The sequence below is a fragment of the Streptomyces sp. NA04227 genome (assembly GCF_013364195.1).
Lineage (GTDB): Bacteria > Actinomycetota > Actinomycetes > Streptomycetales > Streptomycetaceae > Streptomyces.
Window position 1 is genome coordinate 7,152,420 of the sequence record NZ_CP054918.1, and the last position, 16,731, is coordinate 7,169,150.

14 protein-coding genes are annotated in these 16,731 nt (G+C 71.1%); 8 read left to right on the forward strand and 6 right to left on the reverse strand.

What is annotated here, in order from left to right; all coding sequences use genetic code 11:
* Positions 1 to 2 precede the first annotated feature (2 nt).
* Genes HUT18_RS30180 through HUT18_RS30195 form a run of 4 tightly spaced genes read right to left on the reverse strand, consistent with a single transcriptional unit; the run spans position 3 to position 3,944 of the window.
* A complete protein-coding gene (locus tag HUT18_RS30180; RefSeq protein WP_176103697.1) occupies positions 3 to 992 on the reverse strand; it encodes an aldo/keto reductase in 990 nt (329 codons plus the stop codon).
* Between the two features lie 2 nt (positions 993 to 994).
* Entirely contained in the window at positions 995 to 1,744 is a 750-nt protein-coding gene (locus HUT18_RS30185; RefSeq protein WP_176103698.1) for an SDR family NAD(P)-dependent oxidoreductase, read from the reverse strand.
* On the reverse strand, positions 1,741 to 3,072 hold the full coding sequence (locus tag HUT18_RS30190) for an L-fuconate dehydratase (RefSeq protein ID WP_176103699.1): 1,332 nt from the start codon (positions 3,070 to 3,072) through the stop codon (positions 1,741 to 1,743). Before HUT18_RS30190 ends, HUT18_RS30185 begins: the two co-directional genes overlap by 4 nt.
* Positions 3,073 to 3,092: 20 nt before the next feature.
* The gene (locus HUT18_RS30195; RefSeq protein ID WP_176103700.1) at positions 3,093 to 3,944 is read right to left on the reverse strand and encodes a fumarylacetoacetate hydrolase family protein; all 852 of its coding nucleotides are present in this window, start codon (positions 3,942 to 3,944) and stop codon (positions 3,093 to 3,095) included.
* A gap of 372 nt (positions 3,945 to 4,316) precedes the next feature.
* Here HUT18_RS30195 and HUT18_RS30200 point away from each other — a divergent pair, with 372 nt between their 5' ends.
* From HUT18_RS30200 to HUT18_RS30215, 4 genes are all read left to right on the forward strand, one after another.
* The gene (locus tag HUT18_RS30200; protein ID WP_176103701.1) at positions 4,317 to 5,357 is read left to right on the forward strand and encodes a sugar ABC transporter substrate-binding protein; all 1,041 of its coding nucleotides are present in this window, start codon (positions 4,317 to 4,319) and stop codon (positions 5,355 to 5,357) included.
* 126 nt (positions 5,358 to 5,483) lie between these two features.
* The gene (locus HUT18_RS30205; RefSeq protein ID WP_176103702.1) at positions 5,484 to 7,052 is read left to right on the forward strand and encodes a sugar ABC transporter ATP-binding protein; all 1,569 of its coding nucleotides are present in this window, start codon (positions 5,484 to 5,486) and stop codon (positions 7,050 to 7,052) included.
* Complete coding sequence (locus HUT18_RS30210) at positions 7,036 to 8,073, forward strand: ABC transporter permease (protein ID WP_176103703.1); 1,038 nt, start codon at positions 7,036 to 7,038, stop codon at positions 8,071 to 8,073. Before HUT18_RS30205 ends, HUT18_RS30210 begins: the two co-directional genes overlap by 17 nt.
* Positions 8,074 to 8,239: 166 nt before the next feature.
* Positions 8,240 to 8,944: a FadR/GntR family transcriptional regulator gene (locus HUT18_RS30215; RefSeq protein ID WP_176103704.1), complete on the forward strand. Its 705-nt coding sequence runs from the start codon at positions 8,240 to 8,242 to the stop codon at positions 8,942 to 8,944.
* Positions 8,945 to 8,996: 52 nt separating this feature from the next.
* Here HUT18_RS30215 and HUT18_RS30220 read toward each other — a convergent pair whose 3' ends face one another.
* Entirely contained in the window at positions 8,997 to 10,682 is a 1,686-nt protein-coding gene (locus HUT18_RS30220) for a sigma-70 family RNA polymerase sigma factor (protein WP_176103705.1), read from the reverse strand.
* Between the two features lie 168 nt (positions 10,683 to 10,850).
* Complete coding sequence (locus HUT18_RS30225) at positions 10,851 to 11,660, reverse strand: TetR/AcrR family transcriptional regulator (RefSeq protein WP_254878877.1); 810 nt, start codon at positions 11,658 to 11,660, stop codon at positions 10,851 to 10,853.
* Positions 11,661 to 11,926: 266 nt separating this feature from the next.
* Here HUT18_RS30225 and HUT18_RS30230 point away from each other — a divergent pair, with 266 nt between their 5' ends.
* From HUT18_RS30230 to HUT18_RS30245, 4 genes are all read left to right on the forward strand, one after another.
* Positions 11,927 to 12,826: an oxygenase MpaB family protein gene (locus HUT18_RS30230; RefSeq protein ID WP_176104892.1), complete on the forward strand. Its 900-nt coding sequence runs from the start codon at positions 11,927 to 11,929 to the stop codon at positions 12,824 to 12,826.
* Between the two features lie 58 nt (positions 12,827 to 12,884).
* Positions 12,885 to 14,018, forward strand: coding sequence for a winged helix DNA-binding domain-containing protein (locus tag HUT18_RS30235; RefSeq protein ID WP_176103707.1), 1,134 nt, complete (start codon positions 12,885 to 12,887; stop codon positions 14,016 to 14,018).
* A 102-nt stretch (positions 14,019 to 14,120) separates the two neighbouring features.
* The gene (locus tag HUT18_RS30240) at positions 14,121 to 14,855 is read left to right on the forward strand and encodes a flavodoxin family protein (protein ID WP_176103708.1); all 735 of its coding nucleotides are present in this window, start codon (positions 14,121 to 14,123) and stop codon (positions 14,853 to 14,855) included.
* A 132-nt stretch (positions 14,856 to 14,987) separates the two neighbouring features.
* The gene (locus HUT18_RS30245) at positions 14,988 to 16,628 is read left to right on the forward strand and encodes an AMP-binding protein (protein ID WP_176103709.1); all 1,641 of its coding nucleotides are present in this window, start codon (positions 14,988 to 14,990) and stop codon (positions 16,626 to 16,628) included.
* Positions 16,629 to 16,731 lie beyond the last annotated feature (103 nt).

Consider the following 16,731-nt stretch of genomic DNA (forward strand, 5'->3'; position numbering starts at 1 on the left):
GTTCAACTCCTCGTCGGTACCGGGACGCCGGGATCCAGTTGGCCACGCTCGCGCAGTTCCGCCCAGAGCGCCTCGGGTGTGTCCGCGTCCAGCATCGCCGCCGCGTCCTGGGCCTCGGCGGCGTCGCGGGCCCCGGTCAGCACGCTGACGACGGCCGGGTGGCCGAGCGGGAAGCGCAGCGCTGCGGCCCGCAGCGGTACCCCGTGCCGGGCGCAGGTGCGCTGCAACTCCTGTGCGCGCGCCAGGAGTTCGGCGGGCGCCTCGGTGTAGTCGAAGGTGGCGCCCGGGCGCGGGTCGGCGAGCAGGCCGGAGTTGTAGACCCCGCCGGCCACCACCGCGGTGCCCTTCTCCTCGGCCAGCGGCAGGAGTTCGGCAAGGCCGTCCTGGTCGAGCAGGGTGTACCGCCCGGCGAGCAGCACCACGTCGAGCGCGCACTCGAGGAGGAAACGGGCGGGCAGCGCGCTCTGGTTCATGCCGAGGCCGATGGCGCCGACCACCCCCTCGTCGCGCAGCCGCACCAGCTCCGGGTAGGCCTCGCCGAGCGCCTGATCGGCGTGGTCGTCCGGGTCGTGCAGATACGCGATGTCGATCCGGTCCAGGCCGAGCCGCCCGAGCGACTCCTCCACCGACCGCCGTACGCCCGCGGCGCTGAAGTCCCAGCGCCGCTCGTGCGTGGCCGGTACCGCGAAACCGTGTGCGAGGTCGTCGCCTTCGGCCCCGGGCCGGGGCTCCAGGATGCGGCCGACCTTGGTCGAGACAGTGAACGCGTCGCGCGGCTTGTCCCGCAGGGCCGCCCCGAGGCGACGCTCGGACAGGCCGAGTCCGTAGTGCGGCGCGGTGTCGAAGTAGCGGATCCCGGCCCGCCAGGCGGCGTCCACCGCACCGGCGGCCTGCTCCTCGCTCACCGGCCGGTACAGGTTCCCCAACGCCGCGGCGCCGAAGGACAGTTCGGTGACGTGTACGGCGGTGGTGCCGATCCTGGTGCTTCGCATGCTCACGAGTGTGCCCTCGGGCGCAGCCGCAGTCCGGCCATGCCGCCGTCCACCGCGAGTGCGGTGCCGGTCACCGAGCCCGCGGCCGGTCCCGCGAGATAGGCGATGGCGGCGGCGACCTCCTCGGCGCTGACCAGACGGCCGGTGGGCTGACGGCCGTTGAGCGCCGCGCGCTCGGCCGCCGGGTCGTCGGCGGCGTCCAGGAGGCGGCCCACCCACGGGGTGTCCACGGTCCCGGGGTTGACGCAGTTCACCCGGATTCCCTCGCGTATGTGGTCGGCCGCCATGGCGAGGGTCAGCGAGAGTACGGCGCCCTTGCTCGCCGAGTACAGGGCGCGCTGCGGCAGCCCTGCGGTGGCCGCGATGGAGCAGGTGTTGACGATGGCGGCCCGCTCCGAGCGCCGCAGCAGCGGCAGCGCGGCCCGGCTGGTGCGGACGATGCCGAGCACGTTCACGTCGAGCACCCGGTGCCACTGTTCGTCGGGGTTGTCCTCGATGGTGCCCGCGGCCCCGATGCCCGCGTTGTTCACCAGGATGTCGAGGCCGCCGAGAGCCTCCCCGGCCGCGGCGACGGCCCTGCGTACGGAGGAGTCGTCGCTCAGGTCGGCGGTGAAGCCGAGTTCGGCGTCCGCGGGGTCGACGTCGAGCACGGCGACGCGTGCCCCGCGCCCGGCGAGTGCCCGCACCGTGGCCCGGCCGATTCCGGAGCCGCCGCCGGTCACGAGGGCCCGCAGGCCCTGGAGTTCCGTCATGCCTGTGTCGGTCCTTTCGGGAGTGCGTCCGCGGTCCAGAACTCGCCGTCCGGGAAGCGGTAGGCCGTAATGGACTCCTCGTGCATCTGGGCCGAGAAGCCGGGCGCGAGCGGGGCGGTGTAGTGGCCCGCCTCGATCGTCACGGGTACGAGGAAGTGTTCGTGCAGATGGTCGACGAACTCGATCACCCGGTCCTCGGTGGTGCCGGACAGGGCGAGGTAGTCGAACATCGAGAGATGCTGGACCAGTTCGCACAGGCCGACCCCGCCCGCGTGCGGGCAGACCGGAACACCGAACCGGGCGGCGAGCAGCAGGATCGCCAGGTTCTCGTTCACGCCGCCGACCCGCGCCGAGTCGAGCTGGAGGACGTCGATCGCCCCGGCCTGGAGCAGCTGCTTGAACACGATGCGGTTCTGTACGTGCTCGCCGGTCGCCACCTTGATCGGGGCCACCGCGCGGCGCACGGTCGCGTGCCCGAGGACGTCGTCGGGGCTGGTGGGCTCCTCGATCCAGTACGGGTCGAACTCGCTGAGCGCCTTGGTCCACTCGATGGCCTCGGTCACGCTCCACCGCTGGTTCGCGTCCAGTGCCATCCGGATGTCCGGGCCGATGGTCTCCCGGGCGACCCGGCAGCGGCGGATGTCGTCCGAGAGGTCCGCGCCGACCTTGAGCTTGATCTGGGTGAAGCCGTCGGCCAGCGCCTCACGGGCCAGCCGGGCCAGCTTCTCGTCGCTGTAGCCGAGCCAGCCCGGCGAGGTGGTGTAGGCCGGATAGCCGCGCTCGCGCAGCAGCGCCTCTCGTTCGGCGCGGCCCTCGCGGCCCCTGCGCAGCAGCTCCAGTGCCTCGGCCTCGGTCAGCGCGTCCGTGAGATAGCGGAAGTCGACCTGGGAGACCAGCCATTCGGGCTCGGCGTCGGCGAGCAGCAGCCACAACGGCTTGCCCGCGCGCTTGGCCGCGAGGTCCCAGACCGCGTTGACCACGGCTCCTATGGCCATGTGCATCACGCCCTTCTCGGGGCCGAGCCAGCGCAGCTGACTGTCCCCGATCAGGTCGCGGTTGAGGGTGCCGGGGTCGGCGCAGAGCGCCTCGACGTCCCGGCCGACCACGTGCTCGCGCAGTGCGTTGATGGCGGCGACCTGGACGTCGTTGCCCCGGCCGATGGTGAACGTGAAGCCGTGCCCCTCCGGGCCGTCGGGGTCGTCGGTGCGCAGAACAACATAGGCCGCCGAGTAGTCGGGGTCCGGGTTCATGGCGTCCGAGCCGTCGAGCTCCCGCGAGGTGGGGAACCGGATGTCGTACGTGTCGAGTGCGGTGATCCGCGCGGTCACGGAGTTCTCCTGTGTTCTCTTCAGGCCGGGGTGAAGGTCTGCCGCTGACGGCCGAGGCCGTCGATGGCGAGTTCGACCCGGTCGCCGGGGCGCAGGTAGGGAGTGCCGGGCAGTCCGAGCGCGACCCCGGCGGGGGTGCCCGTGTTGATGACGTCTCCGGGGCGCAGCACCATGTACTGGCTGAGATACCAGAGCACGTGGTCGATTCCGAAGATCATGTTCCGGGTGTTGCCGTCCTGGCGCTGTTCGCCGTTGACCCACAGCCGCAGGCCGAGGGCGCCGGGGTCGTGGATCTCGTCCGGCGTCACCAGCCAGGGCCCGAGCGGGTTGAAGGTCTCGCACGACTTGCCGAGGTCCCACTGGCCGGAGAACTCCAGCTGGTACTCGCGTTCCGAGACGTCGTTGCTGATCGCGTAACCGGCGATCACCTCGCGCGCCGCGGCCGGGCTCGGGAGGTAGCGGGCGGTGCGTCCGACCACCACCGCGAGTTCCACCTCCCAGTCGGTCTTGACCGAGCCGCGCGGGATCAGGACGGTGTCCTCGGGGCCCACGACGGTGCCGGGGTCCTTCATGAAGACCACGGGAGAGGTCGGGATCGGCGCCCCGGTCTCCTCGGCGTGGTCCCGGTAGTTGAGGCCGATGCAGACGACCTTGCCGGGCCGGGCGACGGGTGCTCCGATCCGGGGCTGGCCCGGTTCCAGCTCCGGCAGCGAGTCCCCGGCCAGTGCGGCTCGTACGCGCTGGGGGCCGTCACCGGCGAGGAAGGCGCCGTCGATGTCGTCGGTGAGCGCGGACAGGTCGCGCAGACGGCCTCCGGGGTCCAGTACGGCCGGGCGCTCCCGGCCGGGCGGACCCACTCGAAGCAGTTTCATCCCGGCTCCTTAGACATCCGATGTTTCGTGGGAATGCCCGGACTCTATGGCTGTTCCCGCGAGCTGGCAAGGAGGAGGCACCGAGTTGTGTGCCTCGTACATCCCAAGTGGCCTGATGTGGTGGCTCGTTCTGTGACTCCAGGTGCCTGTGCTGTGGCTCTCTTGGGGGGTGGAGTGCCCTGGCAGGGTGGGTGCGCGGTGTTTGTCGAATCGTTCCCAGCGTCCCTATTGCCAGAACGGGCGAGGTGACCGTAACGTCCTCGACCAAGTGAGACATCCGATGACTCGGTTGAGCGGTCACGCTCCCGAGGGCGCGGATCCTCCGAGTCGCCTTCTACCTGTCACGCCACCCATCGAGAGGACCCAGGGACGATGAAGCCTCGCCACGCTCGCGCCCTCGCCGCGGTCACCGGAGCGATGCTCCTGGCCGCGGCCACCACCGCCTGTAACCGGGACGGGAACGACGGCGACAAGCCGTCCATCGGAATCGATCTCCCCCGCGCGGACTCGGATTTCTGGAACGCCTACGCCGAGTACATCAAGTCGGACATCAAGGCGGGTGACCTCAACACCCTGCCGATCAGCAACTCGCAGAACGACGTCACCAAGCTGATCAGCAACGTCCAGGTGATGGAGCAGACCGGCGCCAAGGCCGTCGTCATGGCCCCGCAGGACACCGGCGCGATCGCCAGCACCCTGGACCGCCTTGCCGGCAAGGACATCCCCGTGGTCAGCGTGGACACCCGCCCCGACAAGGGCGACGTCTACATGGTGGTGCGCGCCGACAACAAGGCGTACGGCACCAAGTCCTGCGAATACCTGGGCAAGCAGCTCGGCGGCAAGGGCAAGGTCGCCGAGTTCCAGGGCGACCTGACCTCCATCAACGGCCGGGAACGCTCCGAGGCGTTCGCCTCCTGCATGAAGAAGAAGTTCCCGAAGATCAAGGTCTACGAGCTGCCCACGAACTGGGACGGCGCGGTCGCCTCCAGCAAGCTGCAGACCCTGCTCTCCCAGCACCCCGACCTGAACGGCATCTACATGCAGGCGGGCGGCGTCTTCCTGCAGCCGACGCTCTCCCTGCTCCGCCAGAAGGGCCTGCTCGAGCCCCCGGGCGACAAGAAGCACATCACGATCATCTCCAACGACGGCATCCCGCAGGAGTTCGACGCCATCCGCAAGGGCGAGATCGACGCGACCATCTCCCAGCCCGCGGACCTCTACTCCAAGTACGCGCTCTTCTACGCCCAAGCCGCCGCCGACGGCAAGACGTTCAAGCCCGGGCCGACCGACCACGGCTCGAACATCATCAAGATCCCCAACGGCCTGGAGGACCAACTCCCCGCCCCGCTGGTCACCAAGGCGAACGTGGACGACAAGGAGCTGTGGGGCAACGCCATCGACAGCAAGAAGTGAGGGACGGCGCCCCCGCCGCCGTGGCAGGGGGCCCGCCGCTCATCCCCGCGCCGTAACCCCCGTAAGCGCACCCCGGACCCGTGACGGGCGCGCACCCCGCACACCCGACAGAAAGGACGCCCCGTCATGCCGGACACGACGACCGCCCCGGCGGCGCCCGTGGTCGAGGCGGCCGGAATCTCCAAGCGATTCGGCGCCACCGTCGCCCTGAGCGACGCGAAGATCACCATCGCGCCGGGCGAGTCCCACGCCCTGGTCGGCCGCAACGGAGCCGGGAAGTCGACCCTGGTCTCCATCCTCACCGGTCTGCAGCGACCGGACACCGGCACCCTGAGCTTCTCCGGCGCGCCCGCGCCCGCGCACGGCGACACCGACGCCTGGCGGTCCAAGGTCGCCTGCGTCTACCAGAAGTCCATGGTCGTCGGCGAGCTGACGGTGGCCGAGAACCTCTTCCTGCACCGGCAGAGCGCCCACTCCCTGCGCCCGATCCGCTGGCGCGAGCTGCGGGCGCGGGCGGCGAAACTCCTCGCCGAGTACAGCGTGGACGTCGACCCCGACCGCAAGGTCAAGGAACTCACCGTAGAGCAGCGGCAGTTCGTGGAGATCGCCCGGGCGCTGTCCTTCGGCGCGCGGTTCATCATCCTCGACGAGCCCACCGCACGCCTCGACGCCCGCGGCATCGAGCGCCTCTTCACCCGGCTCCGCGACCTCCAGCGGCAGGGCGTCGCCTTCCTGTTCATCTCGCACCACCTCCAGGAGGTGTACGAGCTGTGCACGCAGGTGACCGTCTACCGCGACGCACGGCACGTACTGACCGCGCCGGTGGCCGGGCTCGGGCACGACGCACTGGTCGAGGCGATGACGGGGGAGAGCGCCACCGCCCCCGCGCCGGGCCGCCCGGCGCAGCCGCTGCCCGCCGACGCCCCCGAGGTGCTGCGGGTGAGCCGACTGGGCCTGGACGAACACTTCTCGGACGTCTCGTTGTCGGTGCGCGCGGGCGAGGTCGTCGGCCTCGCGGGCGCGGCGGCGAGCGGTTGCGTACAGCTCGGCGAGACCGTCGCCGGACTGCACCGGCCGACCGAGGGCGCCGTCGAAGTGTCGGGGCGCCCGGTCAAGGGCGGTGACGTGCCCGCCTCCATCCGGGCCGGTGTCGGCTTCGTCCCCGAGGACCGGCATCTGCAAGGGCTGGTGCCCGACCGCAGTGTGGCCGAGAACGCCACCCTCGCCGTCAACGACCAGCTCGGCCCCTTCGGCCTGGTACTGCCCTCGCGCACCCGGGCCTTCGCGGGCCGCATGATCGCCGAGCTGGACGTCAAGACCCCGGACGCCGCCACCCCCGTCTCGGCACTCTCCGGCGGCAACCAGCAGAAGGTCGTGGTGGCCCGCGCGCTCGCCACCGACCCACGGGTACTGATCGCCGTACGCCCCACCAACGGGGTGGACGTCAAGTCCAAGGAGTTCCTGCTGCGCCGTATCCGGCAGGTGGCCGAGGAGGGGCGCTGCGCGGTGATCATCTCCGACGAACTGGACGACCTGCGCGGCTGCGACCGCGTGGTGACGATGTTCCACGGCCGGGTGGGGCCCGAGTTCCCCCGGGGCTGGAGCGATGACCAACTGGTCGCCGCCATGGAGGGCATGGGCGGACCGGACGAGCACACTCAGGAAGGAAAGGCACAGGATGTCCGTCACGACTGACCTCACCGCGCCCCAGCGCGACCCGGACGTCAAGGGGGACGGCGGGGGAAGGCCCCGGTTCAGCATCAAGCAGTACCGCGACCTGTCCCTGGTCCCGGTCCTGTTCGTGCTCGGCCTCATCGGCTTCATCGTCTCGCCGGCCTTTCTCACCTCCCGCAACCTGCTCGGTGTGGCCCAGCAGTCGACCGAGCTGAGCCTGCTGGTGCTCGCCACGGCGATGATCCTCATCGTCGGGCGGATGGACCTCTCACTGGAGTCCACCATCGGCCTCGCGCCGGTGGTCGCGGTCTGGCTGGTCCTGCCGGACACCGGCCGGTTCGCCGGTCTCGGCCTGCTGCCCACCTGGACCGCCGTACCGCTCTGTCTGCTCGTCGGCGCCCTGATCGGGGCCTTCAACGGCTTCCTGATCCTGAAGCTGCGACTCAACGGCTTCATCGTCACGCTCGGGGCTCTCGTCCTGCTGCGCGGACTCCAAGTGGCCCTGTCCAAGGGCAAGTCGATCACCGAGGTGCCCACCTCGTTCCAGTACCTCGGCAGCACCGAGTGGTTCGGCATGGCTGCCTCGATCTGGATCTGCCTGCTGCTGTTCGCCGTCGGCGGCTGTGCGCTCGCCTGGCTGCGGCACGGCCGTGCCCTCTACGCGATCGGCGGCAACGCCGAGGCGGCACGGGCGGCGGGCATCAAGGTCGACCGGCTCACCTGGGTCGTCCTGATCGCCGGCAGCATGCTGGCTGCCTTCGCGGGCGTCCTGTACACCGGCCACTACGGTTCGATCTCCGCGAGCCAGGGCGACGGCTGGATCTTCCAGGTCTTCGCGGCCACCGTGATCGGCGGCGTGAGTCTGGCCGGTGGCCGCGGCACGATCTTCGGCGCGCTGACCGGTGTGCTCACCCTCCAACTCGTGGTCAACGTCATGACCTTGGCGGGAGTGCCGCCGCTGTGGAACCAGTTCCTCAACGGCGCCATCATCATCGTGGCCCTGATCATCTCCCGCTTCGCCGCGGGCGAGAAGCAGGAATAGGCGCACGGGAGCAGTACGCCGGGGCCCGGCCGCACACCCGCGGCCGGGCCGCCGTCGTCGTATCACTCCGACCGTCCCAGGCGTACCGCCCCGCCCCCTCGCATCGCGTTCGGCGGGTGGCGGACGCCTGACTATGCTGAGCGGACTCAGCTCCAAGGAGGCAAGGGTGCCGGTCACCGACGAGGCGATCGAGAAGATCAAGGGAATGATCGTCAGCGGTGAGCTGCGTCCCGGTATGCGGCTCCCCAAGGAAGCCGATCTCGCCGAGCGGCTCGGTCTGTCCCGCAACTCGCTGCGCGAGGCCGTCAAGGCGCTCTCGCTGATTCGCGTACTGGACGTCCGCCAAGGCGACGGTACGTATGTGACGAGCCTGGAGCCGAGGCTGCTGCTCGACGCGCTCGGCTTCGTCGTGGACTTCCACCAGGACGACACCGTCCTGGAGTTCCTCGAAGTGCGCCGGATACTGGAGCCGCAGGCCGCCGCCATGGCCGCCCGGGTGATGTCCGACGAGCAGATCGGCGAGCTGCGGGAGATCCTGGACAGCCTTCCGGCGCAGGCGAGCCTCGACGAACTCATCGCCAACGACCTGGAGTTCCACCGCAAGATGGCGTTCGGGTCCGGCAATACGGTGCTCTGCTCGCTGCTCGACGGACTCAACGGCCCCACCACCCGGGCCCGGGTCTGGCGCGGCCTCACCGAGGAGGGCGCGGTCGCCCGTACCGTCGAACAGCACCGCGCCATCTGCGACGCCATCGCCGCGCGCCGCCCCGACCTCGCACAGGCCTGGGCGACCGTGCACATCGCCGGGGTCGAGCAGTGGCTGCGCGACATGCTCGGCTCGGCGGACTCGGCGCTGCCGCCGGAGGGCTGAGGGCAATACGGCGCCCGGGGCGCCGCCTCCTACCGCGCGGCCCCGGACAACCTCACAGCGCGGTCCCGAAGTTCTGCGTCCACAGCGGCCCGCTCGGGGCCTGCCGCAGGCCGACGCCGATCTCCTTGAAGTCGCAGTTGAGGATGTTCGCGCGGTGGCCCGAGCTGTTCATCCAGCCCTCCATGACCTGGGCGGGGGTCTGCTGCCCTGCGGCGATGTTCTCGCCGTACGTGCTCCAGCGGTAACCGGCGGCCGTGATGCGGTCGCCCGGGTCGCCGCCGTCCGGGTCGGTGTGCGAGAAGAAGTCGCGGTCGGCCATGTCGTCCGAGTGCCCCTGGGCCGCGCTCTGGAGCTTCGGGTTGGCGGTGACCGGGCCGCAGCCGTTCTTGGCGCGCTCGTTGTTGACCAGCTGGGTGACCTGGGCGATCGCGGAGCCGCCTCCCGTGTCCGCCTTCGGTGTGGCCTTCTGCGGAGTCGCGGTCGTCCTGCTCGGAGTCGGCTTCGGCTTGGGCGAGGACGGCTTGGGCTTCGGCTTTTCGCTGCGCGAGGGCGAGGCGGAGGGGGACGGGCTGCGGCTGGGCGTCGGACTGGGTGCGGCCGAGGTGGACACCGGGGCCTTCACCGGTTCCGTTCGCGCCTCGTGGCTGTCGTCCTCGGAGTCGCGGTTGATCGAGTAGATCACGCCGCCGACGGCGAGCAGCAGGACGACCGTGGCGCCCGCCGTCACCGCGTGGGTGCCGCGCTTGCGGCGGTGCCGGCCCGCCCGGCCCAGCGCGCTTCCGGCGCCGTGGTCCGCGCCGCCGCCGGTGGCCGCGTGGTGACCGGTGCTCCCGGCTCCGCCACCGACGCCCGGATCCGGGAGGGGGCCGCCGGACAGCGGGTCGGATATCGCTCCGCCGTGGCCCGCGCCGCCGGGTATGCCGGTCGCGGCGGCCGCGGCCGAGCCGTGGAACATCTGCAGGTACGCGGCCAGCGCGGCGCTGAGCGGGACCAGGGCGAGGCCCACCAGAAGGCGTTCGGCCACCACGAGGCCCGCACCCTGCTCGGAGCAGAGCGGGCAGTCGCGTACATGCCGTGCGAGCCGCTTGCGCCACAGCGCGGACGGCTGCCCGTCCCAGGACTCGGTCACCTGCGCGAGCCCGGGGCACGGCGGATTCGTGGCCAGTGCCCGTATCACCGCGCGCGCCGTCTCCAGCTGCGCCTTCATCCGCTGTACGCGTACGGCGGTGTGCTGGGCGGACAGCCCCATGGCGGCCGCGACGTCGGCCCGGCTGAGCTGCCCGGAGACCTCCAGCCACCACAGCGAGAGCAGTGCGTTGTCGTCGGAGTCGAGCCACCGGGTCGCCTCGGCCGTCTCCCGGCGCTGCCCGGACAGACCGAGGCGCAGGATGGTCAGGTCGACGAAGTCCGCACCGGGGTCCGCGATCTCCTGCGCCTCGTTGAGGGGCCCGGTGTTCTGCTCGACGGGATGCGTCTGCCAGTACCGGCGCATCTCGTTCATGGCGATGGCGAGCAGCCAGGACCGGAAGCTGGCCGGGTCGCGCAGCGAGCCGAGGGCGCCGAGGGCGCGCAGCATCGTCTCCTGCACGACGTCGTCGACGTCGGCATGACCGTGCAGCGCACGGCCCACGACGTTGTACAGCAGGGGCAGATACGCGCTCACCAGCTCGTCCTGAGCCCGTACGTCCCCGGTCTGCGCAGCCCGCACCAGGGCAACGGGCTCGAATTCGTTGCTCATGGCCTCGTTCCACTCGCTCTCGTCGTCGACTTCGGTGGCCTACACCTAGGGAGACCGCCGGAGCGTACGCGCATAACAGAAAACCGTCTCCTCTCCGGAAGACGGTTGTCGGGGCGCTGCGGTGCCGGTACGGAGGGAGTGCGTGCGGCGGGCGGTGGCCCCGGGCCGTCAGGCTCCGTGACCTGCGGCAGCCGTTGCCTGCTCCGGTTCGCTGGGTGCTTCGGGTGCTTCGGGTGCCTCGGGGACCGTAGCCGTGGGTGTGGGTGTGGGTGTGGGTGCGGGGGAGTGGGTGGCCTGGATGTCGGGGGCGCTCAGCGGGACCGTCGGGTCGAGTTCCACACCGTGCCGCCGCAGGACACCTTCGAGCAGCGACCAGATGTATCCGATGAGCTGCTCCGCGATCTCCTCGCGCGGCATGCTCTTGTCGATCACCCACCACTCGGTGGTGTTCTGCACCATGCCGACGATGGCGTGGGCCATGGGCGCGGCCGCGGTGTCGTCGACACCGAAGGCGAAGAGGTACTCGTCGAAGGCGTGGGTCAGCGTCGCGGCGATGATCGTCTTACCGGCCTCGACGCCGCTGGCCTGCTCGGCGGGACCGGGCGGCTGGGTGCGCCGGATGAACCAGTACAGATTGGGCTGTTCCTCCATCAACGAGAGGTAGCCCTCGACCGCGCCCCGGATGCGGTCCACGGGAGAGGCGCTGTCGTCCAGCGCGGGCGCGAGCCGCGTCACCAGGAGGTGGGTGCCCCGGGCGTGGACGGCCTCCTGGAGTCCGGCCTTGTCCGCGAAGTGGCGGTACAGGACCGGCTTGGTGACACCGGCCTCCCGTGCCACCTGCTCGACCCGGAGCTCGGGACCGTGCTCGGCGAGGGCGCGCAGCGCGGCGTCGACGAACTCCTCACGGCGCGCCGCTTTGTGGCCTCGCCACCGCTCCCTGCGCCCGTCCGTACTCCGCCCGGACTGTCCGCTCTCCACTCCCACACACCTCACACTACAGGGGACGGAATGTAAGCGTTACTTGAGGTAATAGTAAAACCGGGCGCAACAGGACGAGCGGCACCCCAGGGATCACACTGAGGTGAGGGAAGGGGAAGGGCGACGGAGAGCGAGACAGCGAGATGGCGGGGGCCGAGAAAAGCGGGGGAATGGGCGAAGCAGAGCGCACGCAGTTGACCCAGCGGACGGCCGTGAGGCGGGTGACGCTCGTGGACGCGGAGAGCGACACGGACCTGGGCCCGGGCATGGACCTGGGCGGGGAAGATGCCCCCTTCGGACCCGACTGCCTGCTCTGGGACCTGGCCGGGGACATCCGCAACGTGCTCTCGCTCCAGGCGGCCTTCGTGCTCCAGGTCGCCCACCCGGGCGTCGGCGCCGGAGTCGACCAGCACTCCGTGTTCCGTACCGACCCGTGGGGCAGGGCGGCCCGGTCCCTGCACTCGGTCCAGTTGTGGGTGTACGGGGGTTCCCGCGCGGCCGAGGAGGGGCGCCGACTGCGTGCCCTGCACCGCACGGTCACCGGTACCGACGCCCGGGGCCGTCCGTACCGTGCGCTCGACCCCGCGCTCTACGCCTGGGTGCACGCCACCGCGTTCCCGGTCTTCCTCAGGTCCTGTGCCTACCTCGACCGGCCGCTGGACGAGGCAGGTACCCGCCGCCTCTACGCGGAACACCTGCGCCTCGGCCGTGTGCTCGGCCTCGATACGGCGGACATGCCACCGACACCCGAGGCGTACTGGGTCTACTTCGCCGAGGTCGTCCGGGAGGAGCTCGAACTCACCGTGGTGGCACAGGAGTTGCTGGACCCGGCCCGACCGGTGCCGCCGCCGGACGGGGCCCCGGCGGCGGTGCGGCTGCTGTGGCCGGTACTGTTCCCGCCGCTGTCGAGGCTGCGTGTCCTGTTCACCGTCGGCCTGCTGCCACCGGCCGCGCGCGAGGCGCTCGGGCTGCGCTGGACGGACGCCGACGAGCGAAGGCTGCGCCGCCGCGCCGCCCTGGTACGGCTGATCGTCCCGCACCTGCCCGAACGGCTCCGCTTCCTCCCCCTCGCCCGCCGGGCCCGCCGCGCGGCACGCACACCGGGGCCGGCGGGCGGCCGCCACCACAGCCCGCACGAGCGTCGGCACCGGGGCGAGTACGGCTGACCGGCACGGGGCTGCAGGGATGCTCGGCACCGAGCCCCGTACGGCTACTCTGCGCCGCATGACCCCGAGGCCCCAGCCGAAGAGCGCCGGTCCGGCGCCGCAGGTGCTGTCCGTCCGTGCGCTGAACCGGGCCACGCTCGCCCGCCAACTGCTCCTCGAACCGGCCCGGATGTCCGCCGAGGACGCCCTGGTCCACCTCGTCGGCCTCCAGGCGCAGAACGTGAAGCCGCCGTACTTCGCCCTGGCGGCGCGGCTCGCGGACTTCGCGCCCGAGGAGCTCTCGGAGTTGATGGACCGGCGCGCGGCCGTCCGCATCGTCACCATGCGCTCGACGATCCACACCCACACCGCGGACGACTGTCTGCGTCTGATGCCCTTCGTCCAGCCCGCCCGCGACCGTGAGATCACCCATTTCCGCAAGGGGTTGGCGGGAGTCGACCTCGCGGTCCTCGCCCGCCTGGCCCGCGAACTGGTGGAGGCGGAGCCCCGCACCATGGCCGAGCTGCGGGCGGCGCTCGCCCCCGAGTGGCCCGAGGCCGATCCGCAGGCGCTCGCGGTCGCCGCGCGCTGCACCCTGCCGCTCGTCCAGGTGACCCCGCGCGGACTGTGGGGACGCGGCGGTCAGGTCGCGCTCACCACGGCCGAGAGCTGGCTGGGCCGCGAGGCCGGAACGGCTCTCGACGCCCCCGCGACGGTCCGCCGCTACCTCGCCGCCTTCGGCCCCGCCTCCGTCAAGGACATGCAGACCTGGGCCGGACGCACCCGCCTCAAGGACGCCTTCGACGCACTGCGCCCGGACCTGCTGACCTTCCGCGACGAGAACGGCACCGAGCTCTTCGACCTCCCCGAAGCGCCCCGCCCCGACCCCGGCACCCCCGCACCGCCCCGCTTCCTGCCCGAGTACGACAACCTGCTCCTCTCGCACGCCGACCGCACCCGTGTGGTCCCGCCCGCCCACCGGGGCCGGACCTGGACCGGCAACCAGCCCCACCGCAGCCTGCTGCTCGACGGATTCCTCGCCGGTCTGTGGCACCTCGAAGAGACCGGCGGTTCCGCGCTCCTGACCGTGGAACTCTTCGCGGAGGCCACCCGGCGGGAACGCCGGGACATCGAGGCCGAGGGGCTGCGCACGCTCGACCGACTCGGCGGCGCCCGCGACCGGGAGATCCGCTTCGCTCCCGTGGCGCCCTGAACCCGCGCCGGGGCACCGACTCGCCCGTCCGCCCGGCCCGTGTTTGGGTAAACCGAGGGGGGATGTGCCGACGGACCCGACCAGGAGAACGGAAGTACGCCCGTGCCCGCTCCCCAGGAGAAGACCGCCCCGCCCGCGCGCTACGACGATCTGCGCGCCCTGTTCATCAACTGCACCCTCAAACGGTCGCCCGAGCGGAGCAACACCCAGGGCCTGGTCGACATCAGCCGCCGCATCATGGAGCGCAACTCCGTCCAGGTCGACGAGTTCCGCGCCGTCGACCACGACATCGCCGTCGGCGTACGCCCCGACATGACCGAGTACGGGGCCGCCAGCGACGAGTGGCCCGCCCTCTTCGAGCGGGTCGCCGCGGCGGACATCCTGATCCTGGCCGGACCGATCTGGCTCGGCGACAACAGCTCGGTCACCAAGCGCGTCGTCGAGCGCCTCTACGGGATCTCCGGCGTGCTCAACGACCGTGGCCAGTACGCGTATTACGGCAAGGTCGGCGGCTGCCTGATCACCGGCAACGAGGACGGCCTCAAGCACTGCGCGATGAACCTCCTCTACAGCCTCCAGCACATCGGCTACACGATCCCGCCGCAGGCCGACGCGGGCTGGATCGGCGAGGCGGGCCCCGGCCCCAACTACCTGGACGAGGGCTCGGGCGGCCCCGAGAACGACTTCACCAACCGCAACACCACCTTCATGACCTGGAACCTCCTCCATCTGGCCCGGCTCCTGAAGGACGCGGGCGGCATCCCCGCGTACGGCAACCAGCGCTCGGAATGGGACGCGGGCTGCCGCTTCGACTTCGACAACCCCGAACACCGCTGAGCGTGAGCCGTCGGCCCGGTCCGTAGTGATCTACGGCGTGCGTGAGGCTCGACGCGGTCCGTGCCCCTTGCCAGACTTGCCCCGTCCAGCGGGGCGGTACCGGTGGCGGGACACGGGTTGTGAGGAGAGCGCATGGAAGCGTTGGTGGACGGGCCGGGGACGTCGGCGGCGGGGCTCAGCTATGCGCACGGCACCGATGCCACCACCCTGATCGGGGACACGATCGGGGCGAACCTCGCCCGCACCGCGGCCGCCCACCCGGACCGCGAGGCACTTGTCGACGTGCCCTCGGGACGCCGCTGGACCTACGCCGAACTCGACGCCGCTGTCTCGGAGTTGGCGCGCGGTCTGCTCGCACGGGGCGTGGCCAAGGGGGAGCGGGTCGGCATCTGGGCGGTCAACTGTCCGGAGTGGGTGCTCGTCCAGTACGCGACGGCCCGCATCGGCGCCGTCATGGTCAACATCAACCCCGCCTACCGTGCCCACGAGTTGGAGTTCGTCCTCAACCAGGCCGGGATCCGCCTGCTCGTCGCCTCGACCGGGCACAAGACGAGCGACTACCGGGCCCTCGTCGAGCAAGTACGGGGCGCGTGCCCGCAGTTGCGCGAGACCGTCTTCCTCGGCGAGCCGAGCTGGACCGCGCTGACCGAAGCGGGTGCCACCGTCGAACCGGCCGAACTCGCCGCCCATGCGGCCGAGTTGAGCTGTGACGACCCGATCAACATCCAGTACACCTCGGGCACCACCGGCTTCCCCAAGGGCGCCACCCTCTCGCACCACAACATCCTCAACAACGGCTACTGGGTGGCCGAGACGCTCGGTTACACCGAGCGGGACCGGGTGTGCGTACCGGTGCCCTTCTACCACTGCTTCGGCATGGTGATGGGAAACCTGGCCGCCACCTCGCACGGCGCCTGCATCGTGATCCCCGCGCCCTCCTTCGAACCGGCGGCGACCCTCGCCGCGGTCGCCCAGGAGCGCTGCACCTCGCTCTACGGGGTGCCGACCATGTTCATCGCCGAACTGAACCTCCCCGACTTCGCCGCGTACGACCTCTCCTCGCTGCGCACCGGCATCATGGCCGGATCGCCCTGCCCGGTGGAGGTCATGAAGCGCGTCGTCGCCGAGATGAACATGGCCGAGGTGTCCATCTGTTACGGCATGACGGAGACCTCGCCCGTCTCCTGTCAGACCCGGCGCGACGACGACCTCGAACGCCGCACCGGCACGGTCGGCCGCGTTCTGCCGCACCTGGAGGTCAAGGTGGTCGACCCGGTCTCCGGGGTGACCCTGCCGCACGGCGAGGCCGGGGAACTGTGCACCCGTGGCTACAGCGTGATGCTCGGCTACTGGAACGAGCCGGAGAAGACGGCCGAGGCGATCGACGCGGGGCGCTGGATGCACACCGGCGACCTCGCGGTGATGCGCGAGGACGGCTACCTCCAGATCGTCGGCCGCATCAAGGACATGATCATCCGGGGCGGCGAGAACATCTACCCGAGGGAGATCGAGGAGTTCCTGCACGGGCACCCGAAGATCGCCGACGTACAGGTGGTGGGCGTACCGCACGAGAAGTACGGCGAGGAGGTCCTTGCCTGCGTCATCCTGCACGACGCCGAACAGCCCCTGGATCTGGACGAGTTGCGCGCGTACTGCCACGAACGCCTCGCCCACTACAAGATCCCGTCCCGGCTGCGGATCATGGACGACTTCCCGATGACGGTCAGCGGCAAGGTCCGCAAGGTGGAGCTGCGGGAGGGGTACGGGGCCTGAGGGTCGACCGCCGACCACTGGCCACTGGCCGGCCCGTCGCGTGCGGGCCGGGGGCCGGGCGCGCGTCCGTCCGTTACTGTCGCCCGCAGCGGCCGGGACCGTC

Bases quoted from the DNA above. Each gene is read 5' to 3' on its own strand.
- HUT18_RS30220 (WP_176103705.1), bottom strand. From the start codon at position 10,682: ATGAGCAACGAATTCGAGCCCGTTGCCCTGGTGCGGGCTGCGCAGACC.
- HUT18_RS30195 (WP_176103700.1), bottom strand. From the start codon at position 3,944: ATGAAACTGCTTCGAGTGGGTCCGCCCGGCCGGGAGCGCCCGGCCGTA.
- HUT18_RS30185 (WP_176103698.1), bottom strand. From the start codon at position 1,744: ATGACGGAACTCCAGGGCCTGCGGGCCCTCGTGACCGGCGGCGGCTCC.
- HUT18_RS30245 (WP_176103709.1), top strand. From the start codon at position 14,988: ATGGAAGCGTTGGTGGACGGGCCGGGGACGTCGGCGGCGGGGCTCAGC.
- HUT18_RS30200 (WP_176103701.1), top strand. From the start codon at position 4,317: ATGAAGCCTCGCCACGCTCGCGCCCTCGCCGCGGTCACCGGAGCGATG.
- HUT18_RS30210 (WP_176103703.1), top strand. From the start codon at position 7,036: ATGTCCGTCACGACTGACCTCACCGCGCCCCAGCGCGACCCGGACGTC.
- HUT18_RS30180 (WP_176103697.1), bottom strand. From the start codon at position 992: ATGCGAAGCACCAGGATCGGCACCACCGCCGTACACGTCACCGAACTG.
- HUT18_RS30235 (WP_176103707.1), top strand. From the start codon at position 12,885: ATGACCCCGAGGCCCCAGCCGAAGAGCGCCGGTCCGGCGCCGCAGGTG.
- HUT18_RS30205 (WP_176103702.1), top strand. From the start codon at position 5,484: ATGCCGGACACGACGACCGCCCCGGCGGCGCCCGTGGTCGAGGCGGCC.
- HUT18_RS30230 (WP_176104892.1), top strand. From the start codon at position 11,927: ATGGACCTGGGCGGGGAAGATGCCCCCTTCGGACCCGACTGCCTGCTC.